This window comes from Streptomyces sp. NPDC048255 (assembly GCF_040652415.1).
Classification (GTDB): domain Bacteria; phylum Actinomycetota; class Actinomycetes; order Streptomycetales; family Streptomycetaceae; genus Streptomyces.
Window position 1 is genome coordinate 143,170 of sequence record NZ_JBEZMA010000006.1, and the last position, 18,760, is coordinate 161,929.

An 18,760-nucleotide genomic window follows, 5' to 3' on the forward strand; every position below is an offset into this window, starting at 1 on the left:
GCGGACTGCGGGCACCTGCCGTCAGTGGTGTCGGGCTGCTGCCGGCCAGGCTCCGGCCGGGCGGGCGGGCACGGGGGTAGCCATGGCGGGTGGACGGCGGGTGCCCAGCAGCGCGGTCCGGCCGGTGTCGGTCAAGGTGACCGGCTGGCCGACGGTCAGGGCCCGGGACGTGTCCCGGGTGAGCAGCCCGTGGGCCTCCAGGCGCTGGAACGACGGGAGTTCGACGAGACGGCCCTGGACGGTGCGGACCGAGACGCGGTGGGTGAGGAGGTGTTCGCGCATCGTGCCGCCGCCGGCGAGCGAGAGGAGCGCGGCGAAGTCGCGGGGCGTCAGCTCTTCGTCAGCGGGGGCGGGGGCCGGGGCGGCGGCCTTGACCGCCTCCAAGGCGGCAGCGACCCCCTCCTGCAGCCGGTCGCGGGCGGCCGTGGCCTGGGCCAGTTCGTGCACCGTCCGGCGCAGGCGGTCCAGGAGCGGGGTGTCCACGCGGTAGCTGCCGGACGACAGGCGTGTGAGCGCGTTGCGGTGGTAGGTGACCGCGCCCTCGGCAGTCACCAGTTCCCGGTGCACGGCAGCGAGTGCGGCTCGCTCCGCCGGGAGCAGCCCGCGGAGGTGGTCGTGGTGCAGGACGGCCAGGTCGCCGACCGCATGCTCGATGGCGGCGTCCAGGGCGGTTGCCGGGGATTCGCGGGTGGTCACGACGGTCGGCAGTCGCAGTCGGCCGGGATGGCGGCCAGGAGGGCGGAGCGGCGGTAGGACTTGCGGCGCCGGCCGTCGCCGTGGGTGATGTCGCGGCTGGCCACTTCGTACGGGCGCAGCAGGGTGGCCAGGCGGGTCTGGGTGAGTTCCGCGTACGGCCAGCGGCCCTCGGCGATGCCGGGCAGGGTGCGCAGCTCCGCGACGAGGTCGGCGGAGGACAGTGCGTCCGGGCTGCCGTGGAAGGCGAAGGCGTCCAGGCAGGCGGCCAGGATGCACGGGGCGGCGAAGGAGGAGACCGCTTTGCCGGCGGGGCGGCCAGGGACGGTCGGCGGCTGCTCGGAGTCGACGCACGGCGGGCAGCAGCTCTCCGCGCTCAGGAGGTGCGAGACCTGCCGGCCCGCCTTGGCGTGCTCGACCAGCAGAGCGCTCAGGTCGTCGAGTTCCTTGTCCTGCTCGGCGTCGGTGGTGGGCTGCGGTCGGCCGGCCCAGTCGCTCAGTTCCGCCTCAAGTTCCAGCTGGCGTTCGAACGCGTCCAGCAGGGCCTGGTGGCGCGGGTGCGGAGCCGGGCGGGGCTCGAGGAGGGTCGCCATCAGAGCCTGGATCAGGGAGGTGGACTGGGCGGTGAGGTTGGTCATCGCGAAGGACCCTTCGGGGAAGTCGTGGTGATACGGGCGGGTACAGGGAGTCCGGGGACCGGGAACGCTGCGGCGGGAGGCGCCGTCGTAAGCCCGGGATGCGGGCGGACTTGCGGTGAGAGGGATCGAGCCGCGTGCGCCCGGGGCCCGGCCGCGGGGCGGGGGCGGCCGACGCGGGCCCGGACGGTGTCGTAGATGTCGTGCCTGGCGCGGGGGCGTACGGCGACGACGTGTATGTCCGTGGGGTGGCTGGACCCGGGCGGGGCCGGGCGGTGGGCGTAGACGATGCGCCACTCGACGCGGGAGCCGAGGTAGAGCTTGCGGTACCCGGACAGCTCCCCGGTCAGCTTGCCGCCCCTCACCTCGGCGCGGACCACGTCCTGGATGAGGGCGAGCCCCAGGTCCCGCATGTCGCCCGGGGCCGCCAGCAAGTCGTTCAGCGCCTCAGGGTGGAAGGACAGCCCGAACGCCGGGGGCTGGGATGGGTGTGTCACGTGGCGGCCCCGACCGGCGAGGATCCGGCATCAGCCTGCTGGGCTTCGGCGTCGCGGGCGGCGGACTTCGCGGACGGGCCCGGGCCGCGCAGCAGGCGGTGCTCCGGACGCTCCGGGTCGGTCTGGCAGGCGCTCAGGGGCCCGCCGGGGGCTCGGACGTAGGCCAGGCAGTGGGTGAGGTAGTCCCGGTGCCACACGGCCATGCCGCTCAGGCCGGCCTCGGGGTCCTTGTGCTGCTGGTAGGCCAGCCACAGCGCGTGCAGCCACGCAACGACGTCGAGGTGCTCTTGCCACTGGTCGCACCACGGTGCGGCGGTGGTGACCTCGGCGCCGTAGACGTCCATGAGGTGGTCGTCCACCCAGTCGGTGAGCGCAGCCAGCTCGTCCTCGAACTCCTCGCCCTCCAGCTCCAGGATGGGCTTGGGGTCCGGCGGCGGGGCCGGGGCGGCGTACGGGGGCATGCCGGGGAATCCCGCGAAGGGCATGCTCACGGCCATCGGGTCGGCGGGCGGGGCGGAGGCCAGCGTGTCGATCAGGCGTGCCTGCTCGGCCGACTGGTCCAGCAGCTTGCGCACCGACGCCTCGATCGATTCGAGGTCGCCTTCCGGCAGACGGACCGGCTCTATTTCCCCGCCATGACGGGGCTCAGCAGATTCGGACACGAAAAGGGTTCTCCTTGCAGCCGGGGCCGTGGATTCAGTGGCTCCGATGGTCCGGAGAATCCCCGGTTTCGGAAACCGGGGATCTGCCGCTATATTCCGCCCCGCCGCAATCCGGCCGGTGATGCGGGCCGGTCAGGAGGTCAAGTCGAAATCGCCCTGGGAATGGACCTGCTGGAGGGTCTCGGTGAGGCGGTCGGATGCGACGGCCGCGTACTGACTGGTCTTCTCGATGCCGATGAAGCTCCGGCCCTCCAGCAGGGCGGCGACCCCGGTGCTGCCCGATCCGGCGCAGAAGTCCAGGACGGTGCCGCCCGGAGGGGTGATCTGCACCAGCTGCCGCATCACTTCAACGGGCTTCTGCGTGATGTGCCGGCGCGCCTTGCCCGAAGGCTGCGAGGCGCTGAACATCCCCGGCAGGTAGACGGGGTTCGCGGAGGCGTCGATCTTGCCCTTCGCTCCCCAGACGATGTACTCGGTGTCCTGGCGGAACTTGCCCTTCTGCGGCCTGGCCTGCGGCTTGTGCCACGCCAGGAGGCCCAACCAAAGCCATCCGGCCGCCTGGAAAGCATCCGTCGTGGCCGGCAGCTGGCGCCAGTCGGTGAACAGCAGCCCAGTGCCGCCAGGCTTCGTCACACGGTGGGCCTCGGTCATGATCTGCGTCAGCCACAGCGTGTACGAGCGCTGGTCCATGTTCTCGCCGGTGAAGTCCGGCAGGGCGTGCTGGGCGTCCGCGGAGACGTACTTCTGGCGGGCGGAGCGGCTCGTGCGCTCCTTCGCCGTCCGGCCGCCGCTGTTGTACGGCGGGTCGGTGATGACCGAGTCGGCGCAGCCGTCGGGCAGTGTCGCGAGCACGGTCAGCGCGTCGCCCTGGTGGAGGGAAAACGACAAAAGGGGACCCCAATTCGATGAGGGATGCGGGTGGAATGCTCCGGACCGCGCAGAGGCACACGGCAGTACAAGCCGGTGGCGCGCGGGGAGGCCCAAACTGTAGGTCACAATCCCCGGTTGGGAAGCATCGCGGGCCACGAAGCCCGGAATCTCGCGGATTTCGGCGGCGATTTCGGTGACCGGGGATTCGGGCTTACTGTCGTGTCACTGCCCGGCGGACACCGCCGATGGCGTACCCCTTCCCCCTTTCCCCTTTCCCCGCAGGAGGCCCCTGTGTTCCGTCCGTGACCCCGCACGCGGCCATCGCCGCCGCCCCGTCGCACCTCGCCCGCCGCAGACATGAGACGGAGACCGCCCATGTACCGCCCCTGCTGACCTCGCCCGCATCCCCCGCAACTCCGCAGGACCTGGAGGTCCCCCTGATGTTCCGCCCGTAACCCCCACCGGCCTGGTGCGCGAGGCAACGCCCACCTGGCACACCCAGATCCCCCTCGGCTTCCCGCCCCCGCACCGCTCCAGGAGTTCGCTGATGTTCCGCCCGTAAGACGCCCCCGCATCCCCCTTCTTCACCGGCCCGCCGCCGCGGCCCGATCCCTGCACCTTCCTGGAGGCACGCCCATGTTCCGCCCGTAACTCCCCACGTCCCGCCGGGTGCGTGAGGCAACACGCACCCGGGCCGGGGCCCTCCGCTCGCCTCCACCGCTCCGGCCGCACGGCCCTTCCCCTCTCACACCGTGCGGCCGGGGCCCACCCCCGAGGACCCATCCGTGACCCGTTCCTCCCCATCCCCGAGCACCATCCCCGCGGCCCGCCGACCGGAGGCCGCCCGGGAGTGAAAGGCATCGCCGCCGCGATCGGCGCGCTCTGCCTCTCCCCGTTCCTGCTGGCCGGCACCGCTGTGCTCGCCGCCGCCGCGAGCGACTCCTCGGGCCAGGGCACCTCCTGCTTCACCCAGTCGGTCGACACCGACGCCGTACGGCGCCAAGTCGCGTCCGTTCTCGGCGGATCCGGCGCCCAGAAGGTCCACGTCGATGGCCTTGACCTGCCCGACGAGCAGATACCCCACGCCCGCACCATCGTCGCCACCGGCATCACGCTCGAAGTGCCCGAGCGCGGCCAGATCGTGGCCCTGGCTACCGCCATCCAGGAATCCCGGCTGCGCAACCTCGGCTACGGCGACCGCGACTCGCTGGGCTTGTTCCAGCAGCGGCCCAGCCAGGGGTGGGGCACTCCCGCCCAGGTCCGCGATCCCGTCTACGCCAGCACGAAGTTCTACCAGGGCCTGCTGAAGGTCCCCGGCTGGCAGCAGATGACGATCACGCAGGCCGCGCAGGCCGTCCAGCTGAGCGGCTTTCCCGACGCGTACGCCCAGTGGGAGCCTCTCGCCCGCGCGCTGCAGCAGGCCATCGCCCCGACGCTGAAGGGTGCCCGGCCGCCCGCCGACGGCCAGACCCCGGGCCTCCCGGCGACGGACCCGTGCGCCCCGGGCGAAGACGGCAGCGGCTCCGGACCGATCCCCGAAGGCGCCGTCCCCAAGGGGTATTCGATCCCCGCCGACGCCGATCCCCGCGCCAAGACGGCCATCACGTGGGCCATGAACCAGCTCGGCACCCTCTACCAGTGGGGCGGCTCCTGCCTCGCGCCCCACGGCCCGGACCCCATGGGCCGGTGCGACTGCAGCTCGCTGACCCAGCAGGCGTACAAGAAGGCCGGGATCACCCTGACCCGGACCACGTACACCCAGGTCAAGGAAGGCAACGCCGTCCCGCTGAACCAACTTCGCCCCGGCGACCTGGTGTTCAGCCGCGGCACCCCCGCTGTCCCCGAGCACGTCGGCATCTACGCCGGCCACGGCTACGTCATCGAGGCCCCGCGCACCGGAAAGCCGGTCCGCTTCGCCACGGTCGCGGATTTCGCCGCCCACAGCGCACGCCGTCTCCCGTGACACCGGTCCGCCCGGCCAGCCCATGAGGCACCGGGCGGACCGGACCACCTTCGCGCCGCAGAGCGCCCCCTTCCCCTCCCCCTTCTTCCTGTTCCCCGGCAGGGCCCGTCGTGTCCTGCGCATGCAAGGAGCGCACCACCATCTCCCCCGCCAACCTGACCCCACCCCTGTCCGAACGCCTCACCCTGCTTGCCTACGATCCGGGGGTCTCGCCCAAGGGCGGCGGCCTGCCCGGCCTCGAAGTCCTGCGCACCGTCGTCAACAGCATCAACCTCTTCGGCATCGTCGCGGTGGTCGGCGCGCTCGCCGTCAGCCTCGGTGTGTGGGCCTGGGGCCACCACTCCGGCGGCCACCAGGCCGAAGCCAACGGCAAGAAGGGCGCCGTGGTCTCCGCGGGCGCCGCCCTCGGCCTGGGCGCGGCCAACGGCATCGTCGCGTTCTTCAGCGCCCTCGGCTCGCAGGTCCACTGATGAGGAAACGTTCCCTCGATGCTCTCGGCATCGGCTGGCAACCGCCCCGGCGCGTCATGCTCGCCGCCGGCGTCCTGGCCGCGCTGCTCGTGCTGGCCGGAGCCGTCGCCTGGTGGACAGGCCGCGGCCAGAGCACCGACGCGTCCGCCCCGCACACCGGGTCCTCCGCATCACCGAAGAGCACCTCGGCTCCCGTGCCGAAGCCGCCTCCTGGCGGGTCCAAGGTCGCCGGTCCGCCGCCGATCGCCGACCCGCTGGCCTTCGCCCGGGCGAGCGCGGTGATGCTGTGGACCTTCGACGCCCGCACCACCAGCCGTGACGATCAGCTCGCCGGCATGCACACCTGGATGACCGGCGAAACCGCGTACGCGGACTGGGACTCCGTCCAGGCCCAGATTCCCGACCCGCTCCTGTGGTCCCGGCTCAAGGACAACGCCCAGCACGCCAGCGCCACCACCTCCGAGGCGCACTTCCCCTCGGCGTTCAAGCAGGCCCTGGCCGAGAACCCGCAGGCGATCACCGAGGCGTACGTCTACGCCGTCACGGTCCGCGGCAAGACGCAGCTCGCCTGGGCCGGCGGCGGGGGCGGCGCCGAGGACCGCCAGATCACCCTCGCCGTCCAGTGCCGCCCCGGCAGGGACTGCCGCCTGGTCGCCGTGGCCCCACGCGTCGCCCCGTAGCCGTTCCCCTCTCCCCGAAAGGACGCCCGCGTGGGCTTCTGTGACCTGCCCGTCGCCGGCAGACTCTGCGCTGTCGGCGACGTGATCGACTTCGCCTCCGACCCCGTCGGCGCCATCGGGGACTGGATGGCGAAGAGCGCCGGCGACCTCGCCGCCGCCGCGGCCGACCTCGCCGCGAAGGCCATCAACCGGACCACCGACATCGACCTCGGTGCCGGCTGGTTCCGCGACAACTACGAGACGATCCTGCCCATCGGCCTGCTCTTGTTGGTCGCGACGTTCTGCGCCCAACTCGTACGGGCGGCCATCAAACGTGACGGCCAGGCCCTGACCCAGGCCGTCACCGGCACAGCCTCCGGCGTGCTGTTCGCGTTCTGCGCCATCGCCTTCACCACGGTGGCCCTCGAAGTCGTCGACGCGCTGTCCGACGGGCTCTTCAAGGCATCGGGGACAGACATGTCCACGGCCGTCAGGCGCGTCGTCAAGATCTCCCAGATCGGCGCCATCTCGGGCATGGGCTGGCTCGTCGCCGTCGTCGCCGCCTGCGCGAGCGCGATCGGGCTGTTCCTCTTCTGGGGCGTGATGATGGTCCGCAAGGTCGGCATCCTGATCTTGGTGACCCTCGCGGTCTTCGCGGGGGCCGGCGGCGGCTGGGAAGTCGCCCGCCGCTGGCGGCGCGGCTGGATCGAAGCCACCGCAACCCTCGTGGTGTCGAAGCTGCTGATGACCATCATCTTCGTGCTCGGCATCGCGGCCATGAGCAAAACCGAAGCCAAGGACGGCGTGTCCGCCCTCGCCGACATGGCGGCAGGCATGGTGATCATGCTCCTGGTGCTGCTCTGCCCGTACATGGTGTTCAAGTTCGTCCACTGGGCGAGCGAGAGCACCGACGGCGAGTCGATTCACCGAGCCGGTGGCGCGGGCGCCCAGATGGCCCGCCAGCACGCCGAGAACGCCGGGCGCAAGGCCGCTTCCGCAGCAGCCACTGCGGGCACCGGCGGCGCGGCGGCCGGCGCCGGAGCCGCGGGCGGCACCCAGGCCGCAGGGGGCGGAGGCTTCCCCGGCGACATCGCCGCCAATCCCACCGGCGGCATGAGCATGGACAAGGGCGACTCCGGAGGCGACAGCTCCGGCGGCGGCTTCCGTGACCTCATGGAGCAGTCCGGCACCCCGCAGAACCAGAGCGACACGGGTCAGGGCGGCGGCCAGGACAGCGGTCCGCCGAGCTGGGGCGGCGGGGGCGGTCAGCAGGGCGAGTGGAGCAGCAGTGCACCCTCCGATCCGATGCCTCCGGCCCACGGAGCCCGCTCCGCCGGTGACAGCACCCAGTCCACCTCGCCGACCGGCCTGTAACCCCACCAGCCCCGCCCGGGGCAGGGCCCGCCCTCTTCACCGCGCGCCCTGCCCCGGCCCGACCCGACCCGGACCCGAACCTTGTCTTCCGAAGTTCTCCCTCTCACTGTCAAGTTCCCCCACCGGTCCCGGCGCGGCATCCTGCTGGGCCTCAGCCTCCCCCAGCTCGTTCTCGTCTCATTGGCCCTCGCGCTCCTCCTGGTCACCGTGGTGACCTCCGGCCTGATAGGCGCCGTCGTCCTGGCTCCTCTGTGGATCACCACCGCCGTCCTGGTCGGGGTACGGCGGGAGGGCCGGTCCCTGATCGACTGGGCGCCGCTCGTTGCCCGCTACGCCCAGCGCCGCCGGAGCGGGCAGACGGTGTGGCGATCCCGGCCCATCTCCCGGCCCAGGGTCGAAGGGCTCCTCCACCTGCCCGGGACGACCGCGTCGCTGCGGGTGGCCACGGCCACCTCCGGTGCCGCCGCCGTCCACGATCCCCACCGGCAGACCCTGACCGCCGTCGCCAAAGTCAGCTCCCGCGCCTTCGCCCTGCTCGATCCCGCCACCCAGAACAGCAACGTCGCCGCGTGGGGCCGGGCGCTGGCGGGCATCGCCCGGACCGGGCATGTCGCCACCGTCCAGGTGTTGGAGCGCACCGTCCCGGACTCCGGCGACAGCCTTGCCAGGCACTGGGCCGAGCACGGCAACCCCCAGGCCCCCGTCGCCGGTCATATCTACTCCGCACTCGTCGAATCCGCGGGGCCCGCCGCCGCCCCGCACGAGGCGTACCTCGCCATCGCCCTGGACCTCAAGGCCGCGAAGCGGCTGGTCAGCCAGGCCGGGGGCGGACTCGACGGTGCCTTCACGGTCATGGCGCAGACCACCGCGTCCGTCTCCCAGGCCGCCCGCAGCGCCGGTCTGACCGTCACCGGGTGGCTGGGCCCGCGGGAGATCGCAGCTGTGCTGCGCACCGCCTACGACCCGGCCTCCACCGCCCGCCTCCAGCAGTGGTCCTCCACCGGCCGCGCCGAGGCCGACCCCGCTGCCGCCGGCCCGGTCGCCCAGGTTGAGGAAACCGACCGGGTGATCACCGACTCCGCCCGGCACACCACCTACTGGATCGAGAACTGGCCCCGGACCGAAACCCACGCCGGATTCCTGCACAACATCATGTTCAGCACCGGTGTGCGGCGCACCTTCTCCCTCATCTACGCCCCCCAGGGGATCGACTCCGCCCTGCGCGATGTCCAGCGCCGCAAGGCCGCGATCATCGCGGACGCCTCTGAGCGCCGCCGCCGCGGCCAGGTGGAGTCCGAGGCGGACAACGTCGAGTACGCGGACGTCAAGACCCGCGAGAAGCAGCTGATCTCCGGGCACGCGGACGTCGCGCTGACCGGACTGCTCACCGTCTCCGCCGACACCGACGCCCACTTGGACGCCGCCTGCGCGCAGATCGAAACGGCTGCCGCCGGCGCCCAGGTGGACCTGCGGCGTCTGATCTACCAGCAGACGGACGCCTTCACCGCCGGCGCTCTCCCCCTTGCCCGCAACACCCTCTAACCCGTCCGCCCGTCCGCCATCTTGGCGTCCATCCCCAGCGAGAAGCCCTTGTCACCTGACGACCGCCGCGACGCCCTCCCCACGAGCGACGCCCACCCGTATCTGCGGGCGGCCACCGCCGGCCTGCGCCACCACACGCGCACCCTCACCGCACAGACTTCCACCGGCGAGAGCGGCCGACCCTCCGACCGGCCTCACCTCGACAGCCTGCACGCCCACCTCACCGCCCTGCACCGCCTGCTGGACCAGCTCGCTGAACGCACCCGGCCCGAACGCCCCGCCTCCGGGCGACACCTGGCCACCGCCCACGCCCGCCTCTGGCAGGCAGCCGACGCCGTCCACGCGGCATTCCACCTGCTGCCCGCCTCAGCCCCCGGCGGCAGCGACTGCCACCCCGAGCGGCTCCCGGAAGGCCCGCCCGTGCTGACCATCTGCCAGCGCCACCTGGCCGCCTCCCACGCCGTACGGCGCAAGACCACGGCCGCTGACCTCGCCACCCCGGCGTCCTGAACACCTCCGCCCCGGAAACGAGCGAGCACCGTTGTCCCACCGCCGCGCCAGCGCGACCCCCCTGTTCACCCCGCACAACATCGACCGCGCCCAGCGCCGGGCCCTGCGCAAGCAGACAGCCCGCGCCGAAGCCCGAGCGCGCACCGCCGCCGGCCCCGAAGCGGGCCAGCACCCCACCGAGGCCGCCTACCCCGACGCCCTCTACCCGCTCGCCGGACGCCCCGGACCCGCCTCCGCCCGCGGCAGCCGCCTCAAGCTGCCCGCCCACCGCATGACCACGGCCGTGGCCAGTGCCGCCTATCCCTTCCTCGCCGAAGGCGGACTCGGCGCCGACGGCATCTACATCGGCCGCGACCTCCACGCGGAAGGCAGCTTCACCTTCGACCCCTTCAGCCTCTACGGAAAAGTCGAGGGCTTCACCAACCCGAACCTGTTGCTCGCGGGGGTGATCGGGCAGGGCAAGAGCGCCCTGGCCAAGAGCCTGGCCCTGCGCAGCGTCGCGTTCGGATACCGGGTGTACGTGCCGTGCGACCCGAAGGGTGAATGGAGCGCGGTAGCCGCCGCCTTGGGAGGCACGGCCATTGCGCTGGGTCCGGGTCTGCCCGGCAGGCTGAATCCCTTGGACTCGGCGCCCCGTCCGCCGTCCGTACCGGAGGCGGAGTGGGAAGGCGAGGTCCGTAAACGCCGTCTGCTGCTCCTCGGCTCCCTGGCCCGCACCGTCCTGGGCCGGGACCTGCTGCCCATGGAGCACACCGTCCTGGACGTCGCGCTCGACGCAGCCGCCGCCCGCGCAGCGGCCAGTGGCCGGCCCCCGCTGCTCGGCGACATCGCCTACGCCCTGGCCGACGGACCCGGCCTCGACCTCGCCGGCGGCCTGCTGTCCGGATGGCTCGGAGAGGCCGCCCGCGACCTCGCCCACGCCATGCGCCGCCTGGTCTTCGGAGACCTGGCCGGGATGTTCGACGCACCCTCCACCAGCGCCTTCAACCCGTACAGCCCGATGCTGTCAATCGACCTCTCCCGCCTCGGCGGTAGCGACGACACCGCCCTGGTCCTGGCCATGACGTGCGCCTCGGCCTGGATGGAATCCGCGCTCACCGACCCGTACGGCGGCCGACGGTGGGTGATCTACGACGAGGCATGGAGACTGATGAGGCATCCAGCCCTCCTGATGCGCATGCAGGCCCAGTGGAAGCTCTCCCGCGGCCTGGGCATCGCCAACGCCATGGTCATTCACCGGCTGTCAGACCTGCTCACCGCGGGCGACGCCGGTAGCCAAAGCCGGGCACTGGCCGAGGGGTTGCTCGCTGACTGCAGCACCCGCGTGATCTACCGCCAGGAGACCGACCAGCTGCACGCCGCCGCCGGACTCCTCGGACTGACCAGCGTCGAAACCTCCGCACTGTCCCACCTGAGCCGTGGCCGCGGCCTGTGGAAGGTCGCTGGCCGGAGCTTCGTGGTTCAGCACCAGTTGCACCCCGCCGAGCTGCAGCTTTTCGACACAGACGCCCGTATGCATTGATCCGCAGAATCGTTCAACCAACCGGGAACCCATGCCTTCAACACGCGCCGACCTGTCCCTGTTCGCCTCCGCGCTCGCCGCCCGTCTCCCCGGGCAGTGGACGAGCGGCTACCAGCGACACCTCACCTTCGAAAGCCAGTGCGCCACCATCGACCGTCTCTGGGACCGCGGTCATGTCGAATACATCGCCAGCCAGTACGTCCTGGGCCACGAGGCCATCCTCCACGGTCCGGACGGCCAGCACCTCTACGTCACCGACCGGCCGTTGCGACCGCGCCAGTTCGTCGTCGCTGCGCTGGGCCCCGACGTCGAGCCGCACCACTTCGTCGGTATCGAGGAACCCAGCGGGATCGCGGTCCCCAACGATCCCGTTCGGGCCGCCGCCCACATCGCACGACGACTGCTGCCCCGTTACGCAACCGCCCGCGACGCGGTGCGGCGCAGCCTCGTCGAGCGGCCCGAGCCCCCGCGCCGCACGGCCCCGCCGCAGGTCGACCAGACCCTCACCCTGACCTGGTACGAGGACGGCGCGCTCGGAGCGCCGTATGAGGACGTCCTGGAGGAAGCCAGGGAAACGCTCTACGTCCACGGATTCCAGTACGTGCCCCACCAGGCCGCGTTCCTCCTCCCCACCTCGGACGGCGAGGCCGACCGCGCCCTACGTCTCCAGGCCGTCGCACTCCGGCTCGCCTCAGCCGGGATCGGCGTGAACCTGCGTCACGCCACGCCCACCGCCACGATCCCGCCTCGCCCGCTGGCCGTGGCCCGGCCTGTGGCTGCCCTGCCCGCAGCCCCTGCCGCCCGCGCCCGCTGACCACCTGCACGAAGGAAACCGCCATCAGCACCCGCAGCTTCATCGCCCGCCCCACCCTCAAGGACGGCTACGAGGGCATCTACTGCCATTACGACGGCTACCCCGACCACCAGCTCCCCCTTCTGCTCGGCGCCGCCCGCTACCGCTTCGGCGGTGACCTCGACGCCCTGCGCCGGCACCTCATCGATGGCCCCCACGACTGGAAGCAGCTCGGCACGGACCTCCTGGACAGGGCCCCCGACACCGTCCGGGAGCGACTCGATCGCCACGGCGACCTCGGCCCGAGCGCACCCTTCGACAACGTCTTCAACGTCGACGGCACCCCCGCGAAGCCGATACCGGTCACCGACGCCAACGCTGACGCCATGGGTCTGGAATGGGGCTACGTCCTGCACGACCACGGCATCGAGGTCATCGCCCTGACCTGGTACGACAACGGCCCCATCGTGCCCTGGGACACCGACCCCCTCTCCCGGATCTCCGGAACCCCCTCACTGTGGGACCCGCTCCGGCCCGCGCCCATCCAGGCTCCCGCCACCCCACTGAAGATCACCAAGCCGGTCGCCCCGGCACCCGCACCTGCCCGACCGCGGGTCACCCGCTGAACGCCCCGCCCATGGACCGCACTCCGGAGAAGTCCCTGTCCACCCCACAGATCACCGTCGTCATCGCCACCCAGCTACGCCCCGAACGCCTGCCCTACCTGCAGGAGATGCACGCCAGCCTCACCCGGCAGACCGTGCCCTGGGAGGCCGTCCTCGTCCTCGACGGCGCCGACCCCGCCCTCGTACCCGCCCCGATCACCGCCGACCCGCGGATCCGGACCCTCGCCCTGCCCCGACCGGTCGGCGCCGCCTGCGCCCGCAACCTCGGCCTGAACGAGGTGCGGACCGAGTTCGTGAACTGGGCCGACGACGATGACGTCTTCCCCGACTGGAGCCTGGGCGGACGCCTGGAGTCCTTCACCGACGAGCTCGGGTGGGTCGCAGGATGGAGCGAGGACTTGCTACCGGACGGCTCCACGCGCCTGTGGGAATGCCCGGTCCCGCCCGGCCACCACGCCGCCGGCGACGTGGTGACCTACTGGCCCCGGCCGCAGGACACCATCCCGATCGGGCCGACGACCATCCTGGCCCGCACCCGTCTGGTCCGGGCGGCGGGCGGCATGGGCGGCCTGGTCCAGGGCGAGGACTACATGGCGGCCGTCGGCGTCACCGCGCTGGCCCCCGGCGTGCTCCTGCGGCTGCCCGTCTACCGGTACCGCAAGCACGACGGGCAGATGACCCGCGGCGAGCAGTACGAGGAGCTGGAGCTGGCCGCCCGCCGCCATGCCCACGCGTTCGGACACGGCCTGCGCAACGCCCTCACCAGCCGGGCATGAGCATGGACGACCGCACATCGCCCCGCCCCAGGGGCCTGGCGCAGATCATTCTCGCCCTCAGCCCGGCCGACGGTCTGGTCGCCGTCCCTGTGGGCGAGCAGTACCGGTGGGCCGACACCGCCCTGCGGCTCACGCCCGGATTCGATCGGCGCCCCGATGGCACGTACGCCCTGCGCGACGTAGACACCTCGAAACCCAACCTGCTTGCCCTCGCAGAGAACGCCCGCCGACACCGCGTGTTCCTCTTCGGCGGCGCCCGCACCTACCTGGGCGACTACGCCACCGCGCTGGCCGACGGCCTGCCCGGGACGTGGACGGTGAAGGTCGAGGTCTACGCCCACCCGTTGCGGCAGGAAGACCTCGTCCCCATCCTGTGGGACGCGGGCGAACTCATCGACTCCGTGGAGCACGCCCGCATCCCGTACGGCGTGCACCTCACCAACGGTGCCGGCATCGAACTCATCCTGGTCGAACGCCCCGGCAGCGCCCACGAGTACCTGCTCGGAGCCTTCGCCAGTGCCACCTTCGACGACAACTACGCCGACCCGCACGCCCCCAGCTCGGTCGTACTACCGTCCGACGCTGCCCATGCCGCCGGTCTGGTGACCGGCACGTTCCTTCCCGCGTACGAGCAGACCGTCCACGAACGGCTGCTGGCCGTAGTCGAAGCGGCGCACGGCAGGCTCGAGGAACTCCATGCGACATGGACGGCAATCCAGCAGTCCGGCCGCTACAGCGACGGCATCCGCTTGAACCCGGCCGCGCTCGGACACATCGCGCAGCAGTACCTGGAAGAAGGCTCCGTGGAGTGGCGCCGACTGCGCCCCCACGCCGCTGAGCTCCTCTCCCGTATGCGCCCCGCGGCGGGCGCCGAGGACTCCGCCTCCCTGGACCGCCTCCACGAGCTCCTTCACTCGGACGCGGCGATCTCCTCGTGGCCGGCGGCGCCATCCGAGTCTGCCGCCCTGCCGCCCGGCACGGTCGAGACCCTCCGCCGGTGGCGCACCGACGCGCCAGCCCTGCTGCGGCAGGCTCGCGCCACCCGACCCGTCGGCCCTGCGACCACGGTCCGGCTCGCACTTCCCGCTGCAGGCAAGGCTGCTCCATTTGTCCCCGAACGAGCGCTCCGCAGCCGATGACCTCCCCCGACCCATCAGGACGCCCCCATGCAACCGCACTTCCATTTCGGGCTGCACGCCGAGCACGGTGTGGTCGCCCGTCCCACAACAGCCATCACTTCCCACCTCGCGGCCTGGTACCTGGAGCGCGAGCAGTTCGAACCAGTACCGGGCCGAGCGGATCTGTTCCGGCTGACCCAGCCCGATCACGACCTGCGGCGCCGCACCCGACAGACCGTCCATGATCTCCGCCGGCAGGGGTTCATCGTGCAGGCGGACCTGTCCCTCGATCCAGCACAGACCGCCCCGCCGAACGCCCCGATCCACGCGAACTACGCGGCCGAACGACTGGCCCGCATCGCCCGGGCCGCCGCCGCCCGCCCCCCGCAGCACCGCGTGAACGCCTCCCCCGTCGCGTCCATGCCCGTACCCGCGCTCGGCTCCCACTCCTCGGCAGCCAGACGAACCCGGTGACCACGGCGGGCCCCTCCTCGGCCGTGAGGCCCGCCCTGGAGCATGTCGGCAGTCGTTGCCCATCGTTCGCGGTCAGCAACGAACCGTTGATGTGCTGGAAGCTCCGGGACCGCCTCGCCTTCGCCCAATACCCCACTGCTTTCCCGCCACCACAGATAGGAGATCCGCCTTGCCCGAAGCACAAGCAGAGCCGTTCATGACGATCCGGCACACCATCACCGGCGAGATCACCACCACCGGCTACAACGCCGCCGCCCGGCGGATCCTGCTCCAGGACGGCTTTGAAGAGACGCCAGGATGCGCCTGCCGAGCGACTGAACCCGGTACGGAGCGGACCCACGGGCCTGCTCGGCAGCCAGCGAGCTGCTCGTCGCCGGCCGTCCCGTGCACCTGGACCGAGCCCTCGGCCGGCCGGTGAGCGCCGACGGTACGCCCCGGTCGGCCTGGTCTCCGATGTCGGCACAGTCCGTGATCCGCTCCGAGAGCGGCCAGCCTCTCCAGAGCATCACCAACCCCGTCCGAAACCGCACCTATTGAAGGGCCCTCGTTTTGACCACACCCGGACCGCCTACCAGTTCAGCGCGCACCAAGGGCGGCGAACTGCGGGCCAAGGTGGCCCGACTGCTGGCGGACCGGCCGGCGGACACGCTCACCATCGGGGAGATGGCCAGGCAGCTGGGCCATTCCCACGGCGCCGTCCGCAACGCCGCCCTCACCCTTGTGCGACGCGGCGAGGCCGACCAAAGCGGAACCGGACAACCGGAGTTCCGCGCGAACGCGAGAACCGCCGCAGCCGCGCAGACCGCTGTGATCAGCCCACCGGGCACCCACTCTCCCCGCGCCCAGGCGGCCACAGCCCGCACGATCACTCCCGCAGCAGCCACGCCCAGGCAGACCGGCCCGATCCGCCGCGCGGGGGGCCAGGTCTACCACCCCCGGGAGCTGGCCGATCTGCCCGACGTCGAGGCGCTGAACCGGCTGCGTGACGCCGACGTGCCGGTGCTGCTCTACGGCCCTCCGGGCACCGGCAAGACGTCGTTGGTGGAGGCGGCGTTCCCGGACCTGCTTACCGTCGCCGGTGACGGCGACACCACGGTCGGCGACTTGATCGGCGAGTACACACAGGCCGACGGGGGAGGTTACGTCTTCCAGTACGGTCCGCTGGTCACCGCGATGACCGAGGGCCGCGCCCTGCTGATCGACGATGCCACCTTGATCTCGCCGAAGGTCCTGGCGGCGCTGTATCCCGCGATGGACGGGCGCAGGCAGATCCAGGTCAAGGCCCACAAGGGCGAGACCATCAAGGCCGAGCCGGGCTTCTACGTGGTGGCGGGGCACAATCCCGGCGTCCACGGGGCGGTTCTGACGGAGGCGCTGTCGTCCCGGTTCAGCGTGCAGATCCAGATCGGCACGGACTATGACCTCGCCCTGGCGCTGAAGATCGACGCCCGGGTGGTCCGGGTCGCCCGGCATCTCTCCCGCCAAGTCGAGCTCGGTGAGCTGGGCTGGGCCCCCCAACTGCGGGAGCTGCTCAGCTACCAGAAGACCGAGGCCGTCCTCGGCACCAACGCCGCGCTCGCGAACCTCGTCGGCATCGCTCCCCTGGAGGATCGCGACGCCGTCGCCGACGCCGTCATCAAGGCTGTCGGCGTCAAGAAGGTCGCGCCCCTCACCCTCGGCAAGCAGCTTTCCGCCTCGGCCGTCCGGAAGGCGGGCATCGCTGGTTCCGCACTCCGGGGCCGCTCGCGATGAGCGCCCACCAGCACGTCCAGTCCCCCGCCACCACGCGGGACGACGACGCCGAGCTCGCGCGATGGGACGACGACGGCGCCCCGCCCGCGCAGCCCCGTTCCTCCCCGGACGCGTGGCTGCGCGTGGGAGCCGAACTCGGCGATCGGCTGGTCGCCCTCTCCGGCCGCCAGGACCTCCTCGTCACCTGCCGCCCCGGCACGCGCAGCGGCGCACCGGCCGCGTTCTTCCCCACGCTGGGCGAGGTGGAGTTCGACGCCGGCCTGTTCGCCCCGCTGAAGCCTCACGAGATCCATCCGCGGATCGTGGGGGACGAGGAGCGGTATCCCGCCGCCTGGGGGGTGTTCGTCCACGAGGCCGCGCACGCGGCCCACTCCATGTGGACGGCGCCTGCCGGAGCGAACCCCCGTGTCGTCGAGGCCGCGCTCCTGCTGGAGGAGAGCCGTGTCGAAGGCGCACACCTGATCACGCGGCCCACGGACCGCACCTACCTGCGCACCAGTGCCCGGACCCTGGTCGTGCCCGACATCGCCAACCCCACCCTCCAGGGCATCGAGCACGCCGCCGCCGTGGCGGCCCTGGTCCTCGGTCGCCGTGACGTCGGCATCCTGGACGCCGGCGAGACCCGGGCCGTCGCCGATCTGTGCGAAAAGGTGCTGGGCGCAGACCTGCTGGCCACGCTCACCCGCATCTGGACCGCAGCCCACCAGTGCGCCGACCACGACGCCACGACCATGCTCTCGCACGCTCAAGAATGGTGCGACGCTCTGAACATCGCGGCCCCCGCCCTGCCCGTGCCGGAGAACCTCACCGATCTGCTGTCCGGCGCCGTGGGGGTCGTCATGGACAGCACGGCGGCCACCGACGCCGCCGACCTCGCGGCACAGGCCGCAGCGACCGACGCCAAGGCCGCGCAGTCCAAGGCGCAGGCTCAGGACCGCGCCCAGCGGGCCGGCCAGCGTCGCAAAGCCGCCGCCACCGCCAAGTCGGTCTTCAACGCCCGCGGCACCACCGTCACCCCCGACGGCAAACCGGCGCCGTACAGCAACCCGGTCACCGGCACCCGCAGGCCCACCGCCGCCGAGCAGAATGCCGCCGCACGCCTGAGCCGCGCCCTGCGTGCCGCCGCCTACCGCGAGCGGACCGAGGAACGGACCACCAGCCCCACCCCGCCCGGCCGCCTCAACATGCGCGCGGCCCTCGCCCGCGACGCTCAACGCGCGGCCGGGTCGGTCCCCACCGCGGAACCGTTCACCCACACCCGCCGCCGGAACTCCCCGACCCCACCGCTGCGCGTGGGTATCGCCGTCGACGTCTCCGGCTCCATGCGTGCCGCCTGCGCGCCCGTCGCGTCCGCTGCCTGGATCGTGGCACGCGCAGCAGCCCTGACCGACCCCGACTCACGTACCGCCACCATCGCCTACGACATGCACCTGACCGCATTGACCCGACCCACCCACCGAGCACCAGAGCGCGTGACGACGTTCAATGCCAACGGCGGCAACCACAACCTCGGCGACGCCATCGACGCACTCGACCACGGCCTCGAACTCAGCCGCCCCGGCGCCGGCCGCCTCCTCGTGATCGTCACCGACGCCCAGTACAACAGCGACGAAACCGCTCAAGCCGTCACCCGCGTCAAGCAGCTAACGACCGCCGGCTGCGCCGTACTCCAGCTCACCCTCACCGCGAAGTCCCGCCACTTGCCGGGGACCACCTTGCTGCACCTACCCCGGCCCTCCAGCGCTCCCGCCGCCATCGCCACGGCGGCCACAGACGCCATCCGCAGAACACGCTGAGACAACACAGAAGACAGAAAGCAGGAAC

The 18,760-nt window shown here is 72.0% G+C and carries 21 protein-coding genes; 16 read left to right on the forward strand and 5 right to left on the reverse strand.

Features of this window, described 5'->3' with window-relative positions; genetic code table 11:
- Positions 1 to 21: 21 nt before the first annotated feature.
- From AB0D94_RS08275 to AB0D94_RS08295, 5 genes are all read right to left on the reverse strand, one after another.
- Entirely contained in the window at positions 22 to 696 is a 675-nt protein-coding gene (locus AB0D94_RS08275; RefSeq protein ID WP_362047428.1) for a hypothetical protein, read from the reverse strand.
- Positions 693 to 1,331, reverse strand: a complete 639-nt coding sequence (locus AB0D94_RS08280; RefSeq protein ID WP_362047431.1) for a DUF3631 domain-containing protein — start codon at positions 1,329 to 1,331, stop codon at positions 693 to 695. Before AB0D94_RS08280 ends, AB0D94_RS08275 begins: the two co-directional genes overlap by 4 nt.
- Complete coding sequence (locus tag AB0D94_RS08285; RefSeq protein WP_362047434.1) at positions 1,328 to 1,825, reverse strand: hypothetical protein; 498 nt, start codon at positions 1,823 to 1,825, stop codon at positions 1,328 to 1,330. The genes AB0D94_RS08280 and AB0D94_RS08285 overlap by 4 nt, the downstream gene beginning before the upstream one ends.
- Positions 1,822 to 2,487, reverse strand: coding sequence for a DUF4913 domain-containing protein (locus AB0D94_RS08290; protein ID WP_362047436.1), 666 nt, complete (start codon positions 2,485 to 2,487; stop codon positions 1,822 to 1,824). Before AB0D94_RS08290 ends, AB0D94_RS08285 begins: the two co-directional genes overlap by 4 nt.
- Before the next feature lie 132 nt (positions 2,488 to 2,619).
- Entirely contained in the window at positions 2,620 to 3,375 is a 756-nt protein-coding gene (locus AB0D94_RS08295) for a site-specific DNA-methyltransferase (RefSeq protein WP_362047439.1), read from the reverse strand.
- 284 nt (positions 3,376 to 3,659) lie between these two features.
- On the opposite strand from AB0D94_RS08295, the gene AB0D94_RS08300 reads away from it, so the two are divergent.
- The 16 genes from AB0D94_RS08300 to AB0D94_RS08375 all read left to right on the forward strand — a co-directional run bounded on the left by AB0D94_RS08300 (position 3,660) and on the right by AB0D94_RS08375 (position 18,732).
- Positions 3,660 to 3,812, forward strand: coding sequence for a hypothetical protein (locus AB0D94_RS08300; protein WP_362047442.1), 153 nt, complete (start codon positions 3,660 to 3,662; stop codon positions 3,810 to 3,812).
- A 395-nt stretch (positions 3,813 to 4,207) separates the two neighbouring features.
- Entirely contained in the window at positions 4,208 to 5,320 is a 1,113-nt protein-coding gene (locus tag AB0D94_RS08305) for a C40 family peptidase (RefSeq protein ID WP_362047445.1), read from the forward strand.
- Positions 5,321 to 5,475: 155 nt separating this feature from the next.
- Positions 5,476 to 5,790 (forward strand): DUF6112 family protein, encoded by a 315-nt coding sequence (locus tag AB0D94_RS08310; RefSeq protein ID WP_362047643.1) that lies wholly within the window; start codon positions 5,476 to 5,478, stop codon positions 5,788 to 5,790.
- A complete protein-coding gene (locus AB0D94_RS08315; RefSeq protein ID WP_362047448.1) occupies positions 5,790 to 6,470 on the forward strand; it encodes a hypothetical protein in 681 nt (226 codons plus the stop codon). The genes AB0D94_RS08310 and AB0D94_RS08315 overlap by 1 nt, the downstream gene beginning before the upstream one ends.
- 30 nt (positions 6,471 to 6,500) lie before the next feature.
- Positions 6,501 to 7,823, forward strand: coding sequence for an ATP-binding protein (locus AB0D94_RS08320; RefSeq protein WP_362047451.1), 1,323 nt, complete (start codon positions 6,501 to 6,503; stop codon positions 7,821 to 7,823).
- Between the two features lie 81 nt (positions 7,824 to 7,904).
- On the forward strand, positions 7,905 to 9,365 hold the full coding sequence (locus AB0D94_RS08325; RefSeq protein ID WP_362047454.1) for an SCO6880 family protein: 1,461 nt from the start codon (positions 7,905 to 7,907) through the stop codon (positions 9,363 to 9,365).
- A 48-nt stretch (positions 9,366 to 9,413) separates the two neighbouring features.
- Positions 9,414 to 9,875, forward strand: a complete 462-nt coding sequence (locus tag AB0D94_RS08330) for a DUF6238 family protein (RefSeq protein ID WP_362047457.1) — start codon at positions 9,414 to 9,416, stop codon at positions 9,873 to 9,875.
- 31 nt (positions 9,876 to 9,906) lie between these two features.
- Positions 9,907 to 11,397: an ATP-binding protein gene (locus AB0D94_RS08335; protein ID WP_362047460.1), complete on the forward strand. Its 1,491-nt coding sequence runs from the start codon at positions 9,907 to 9,909 to the stop codon at positions 11,395 to 11,397.
- A gap of 31 nt (positions 11,398 to 11,428) precedes the next feature.
- A complete protein-coding gene (locus AB0D94_RS08340) occupies positions 11,429 to 12,211 on the forward strand; it encodes a hypothetical protein (RefSeq protein ID WP_362047462.1) in 783 nt (260 codons plus the stop codon).
- A 365-nt stretch (positions 12,212 to 12,576) separates the two neighbouring features.
- The gene (locus AB0D94_RS08345) at positions 12,577 to 12,816 is read left to right on the forward strand and encodes a hypothetical protein (RefSeq protein ID WP_362047464.1); all 240 of its coding nucleotides are present in this window, start codon (positions 12,577 to 12,579) and stop codon (positions 12,814 to 12,816) included.
- A gap of 11 nt (positions 12,817 to 12,827) precedes the next feature.
- Complete coding sequence (locus AB0D94_RS08350) at positions 12,828 to 13,592, forward strand: glycosyltransferase (RefSeq protein ID WP_362047466.1); 765 nt, start codon at positions 12,828 to 12,830, stop codon at positions 13,590 to 13,592.
- Complete coding sequence (locus AB0D94_RS08355) at positions 13,589 to 14,731, forward strand: hypothetical protein (protein WP_362047469.1); 1,143 nt, start codon at positions 13,589 to 13,591, stop codon at positions 14,729 to 14,731. Before AB0D94_RS08350 ends, AB0D94_RS08355 begins: the two co-directional genes overlap by 4 nt.
- A gap of 27 nt (positions 14,732 to 14,758) precedes the next feature.
- Positions 14,759 to 15,184 (forward strand): hypothetical protein, encoded by a 426-nt coding sequence (locus AB0D94_RS08360; RefSeq protein WP_362047472.1) that lies wholly within the window; start codon positions 14,759 to 14,761, stop codon positions 15,182 to 15,184.
- 196 nt (positions 15,185 to 15,380) lie between these two features.
- Positions 15,381 to 15,602 carry a hypothetical protein gene (locus AB0D94_RS08365; RefSeq protein WP_362047475.1) on the forward strand — a complete coding sequence of 74 codons (222 nt, stop codon included), beginning with the start codon at positions 15,381 to 15,383 and terminating at the stop codon, positions 15,600 to 15,602.
- A gap of 194 nt (positions 15,603 to 15,796) precedes the next feature.
- Entirely contained in the window at positions 15,797 to 16,936 is a 1,140-nt protein-coding gene (locus tag AB0D94_RS08370) for an AAA family ATPase (protein WP_362047646.1), read from the forward strand.
- A complete protein-coding gene (locus tag AB0D94_RS08375) occupies positions 16,933 to 18,732 on the forward strand; it encodes a hypothetical protein (RefSeq protein WP_362047478.1) in 1,800 nt (599 codons plus the stop codon). The genes AB0D94_RS08370 and AB0D94_RS08375 overlap by 4 nt, the downstream gene beginning before the upstream one ends.
- Positions 18,733 to 18,760 lie beyond the last annotated feature (28 nt).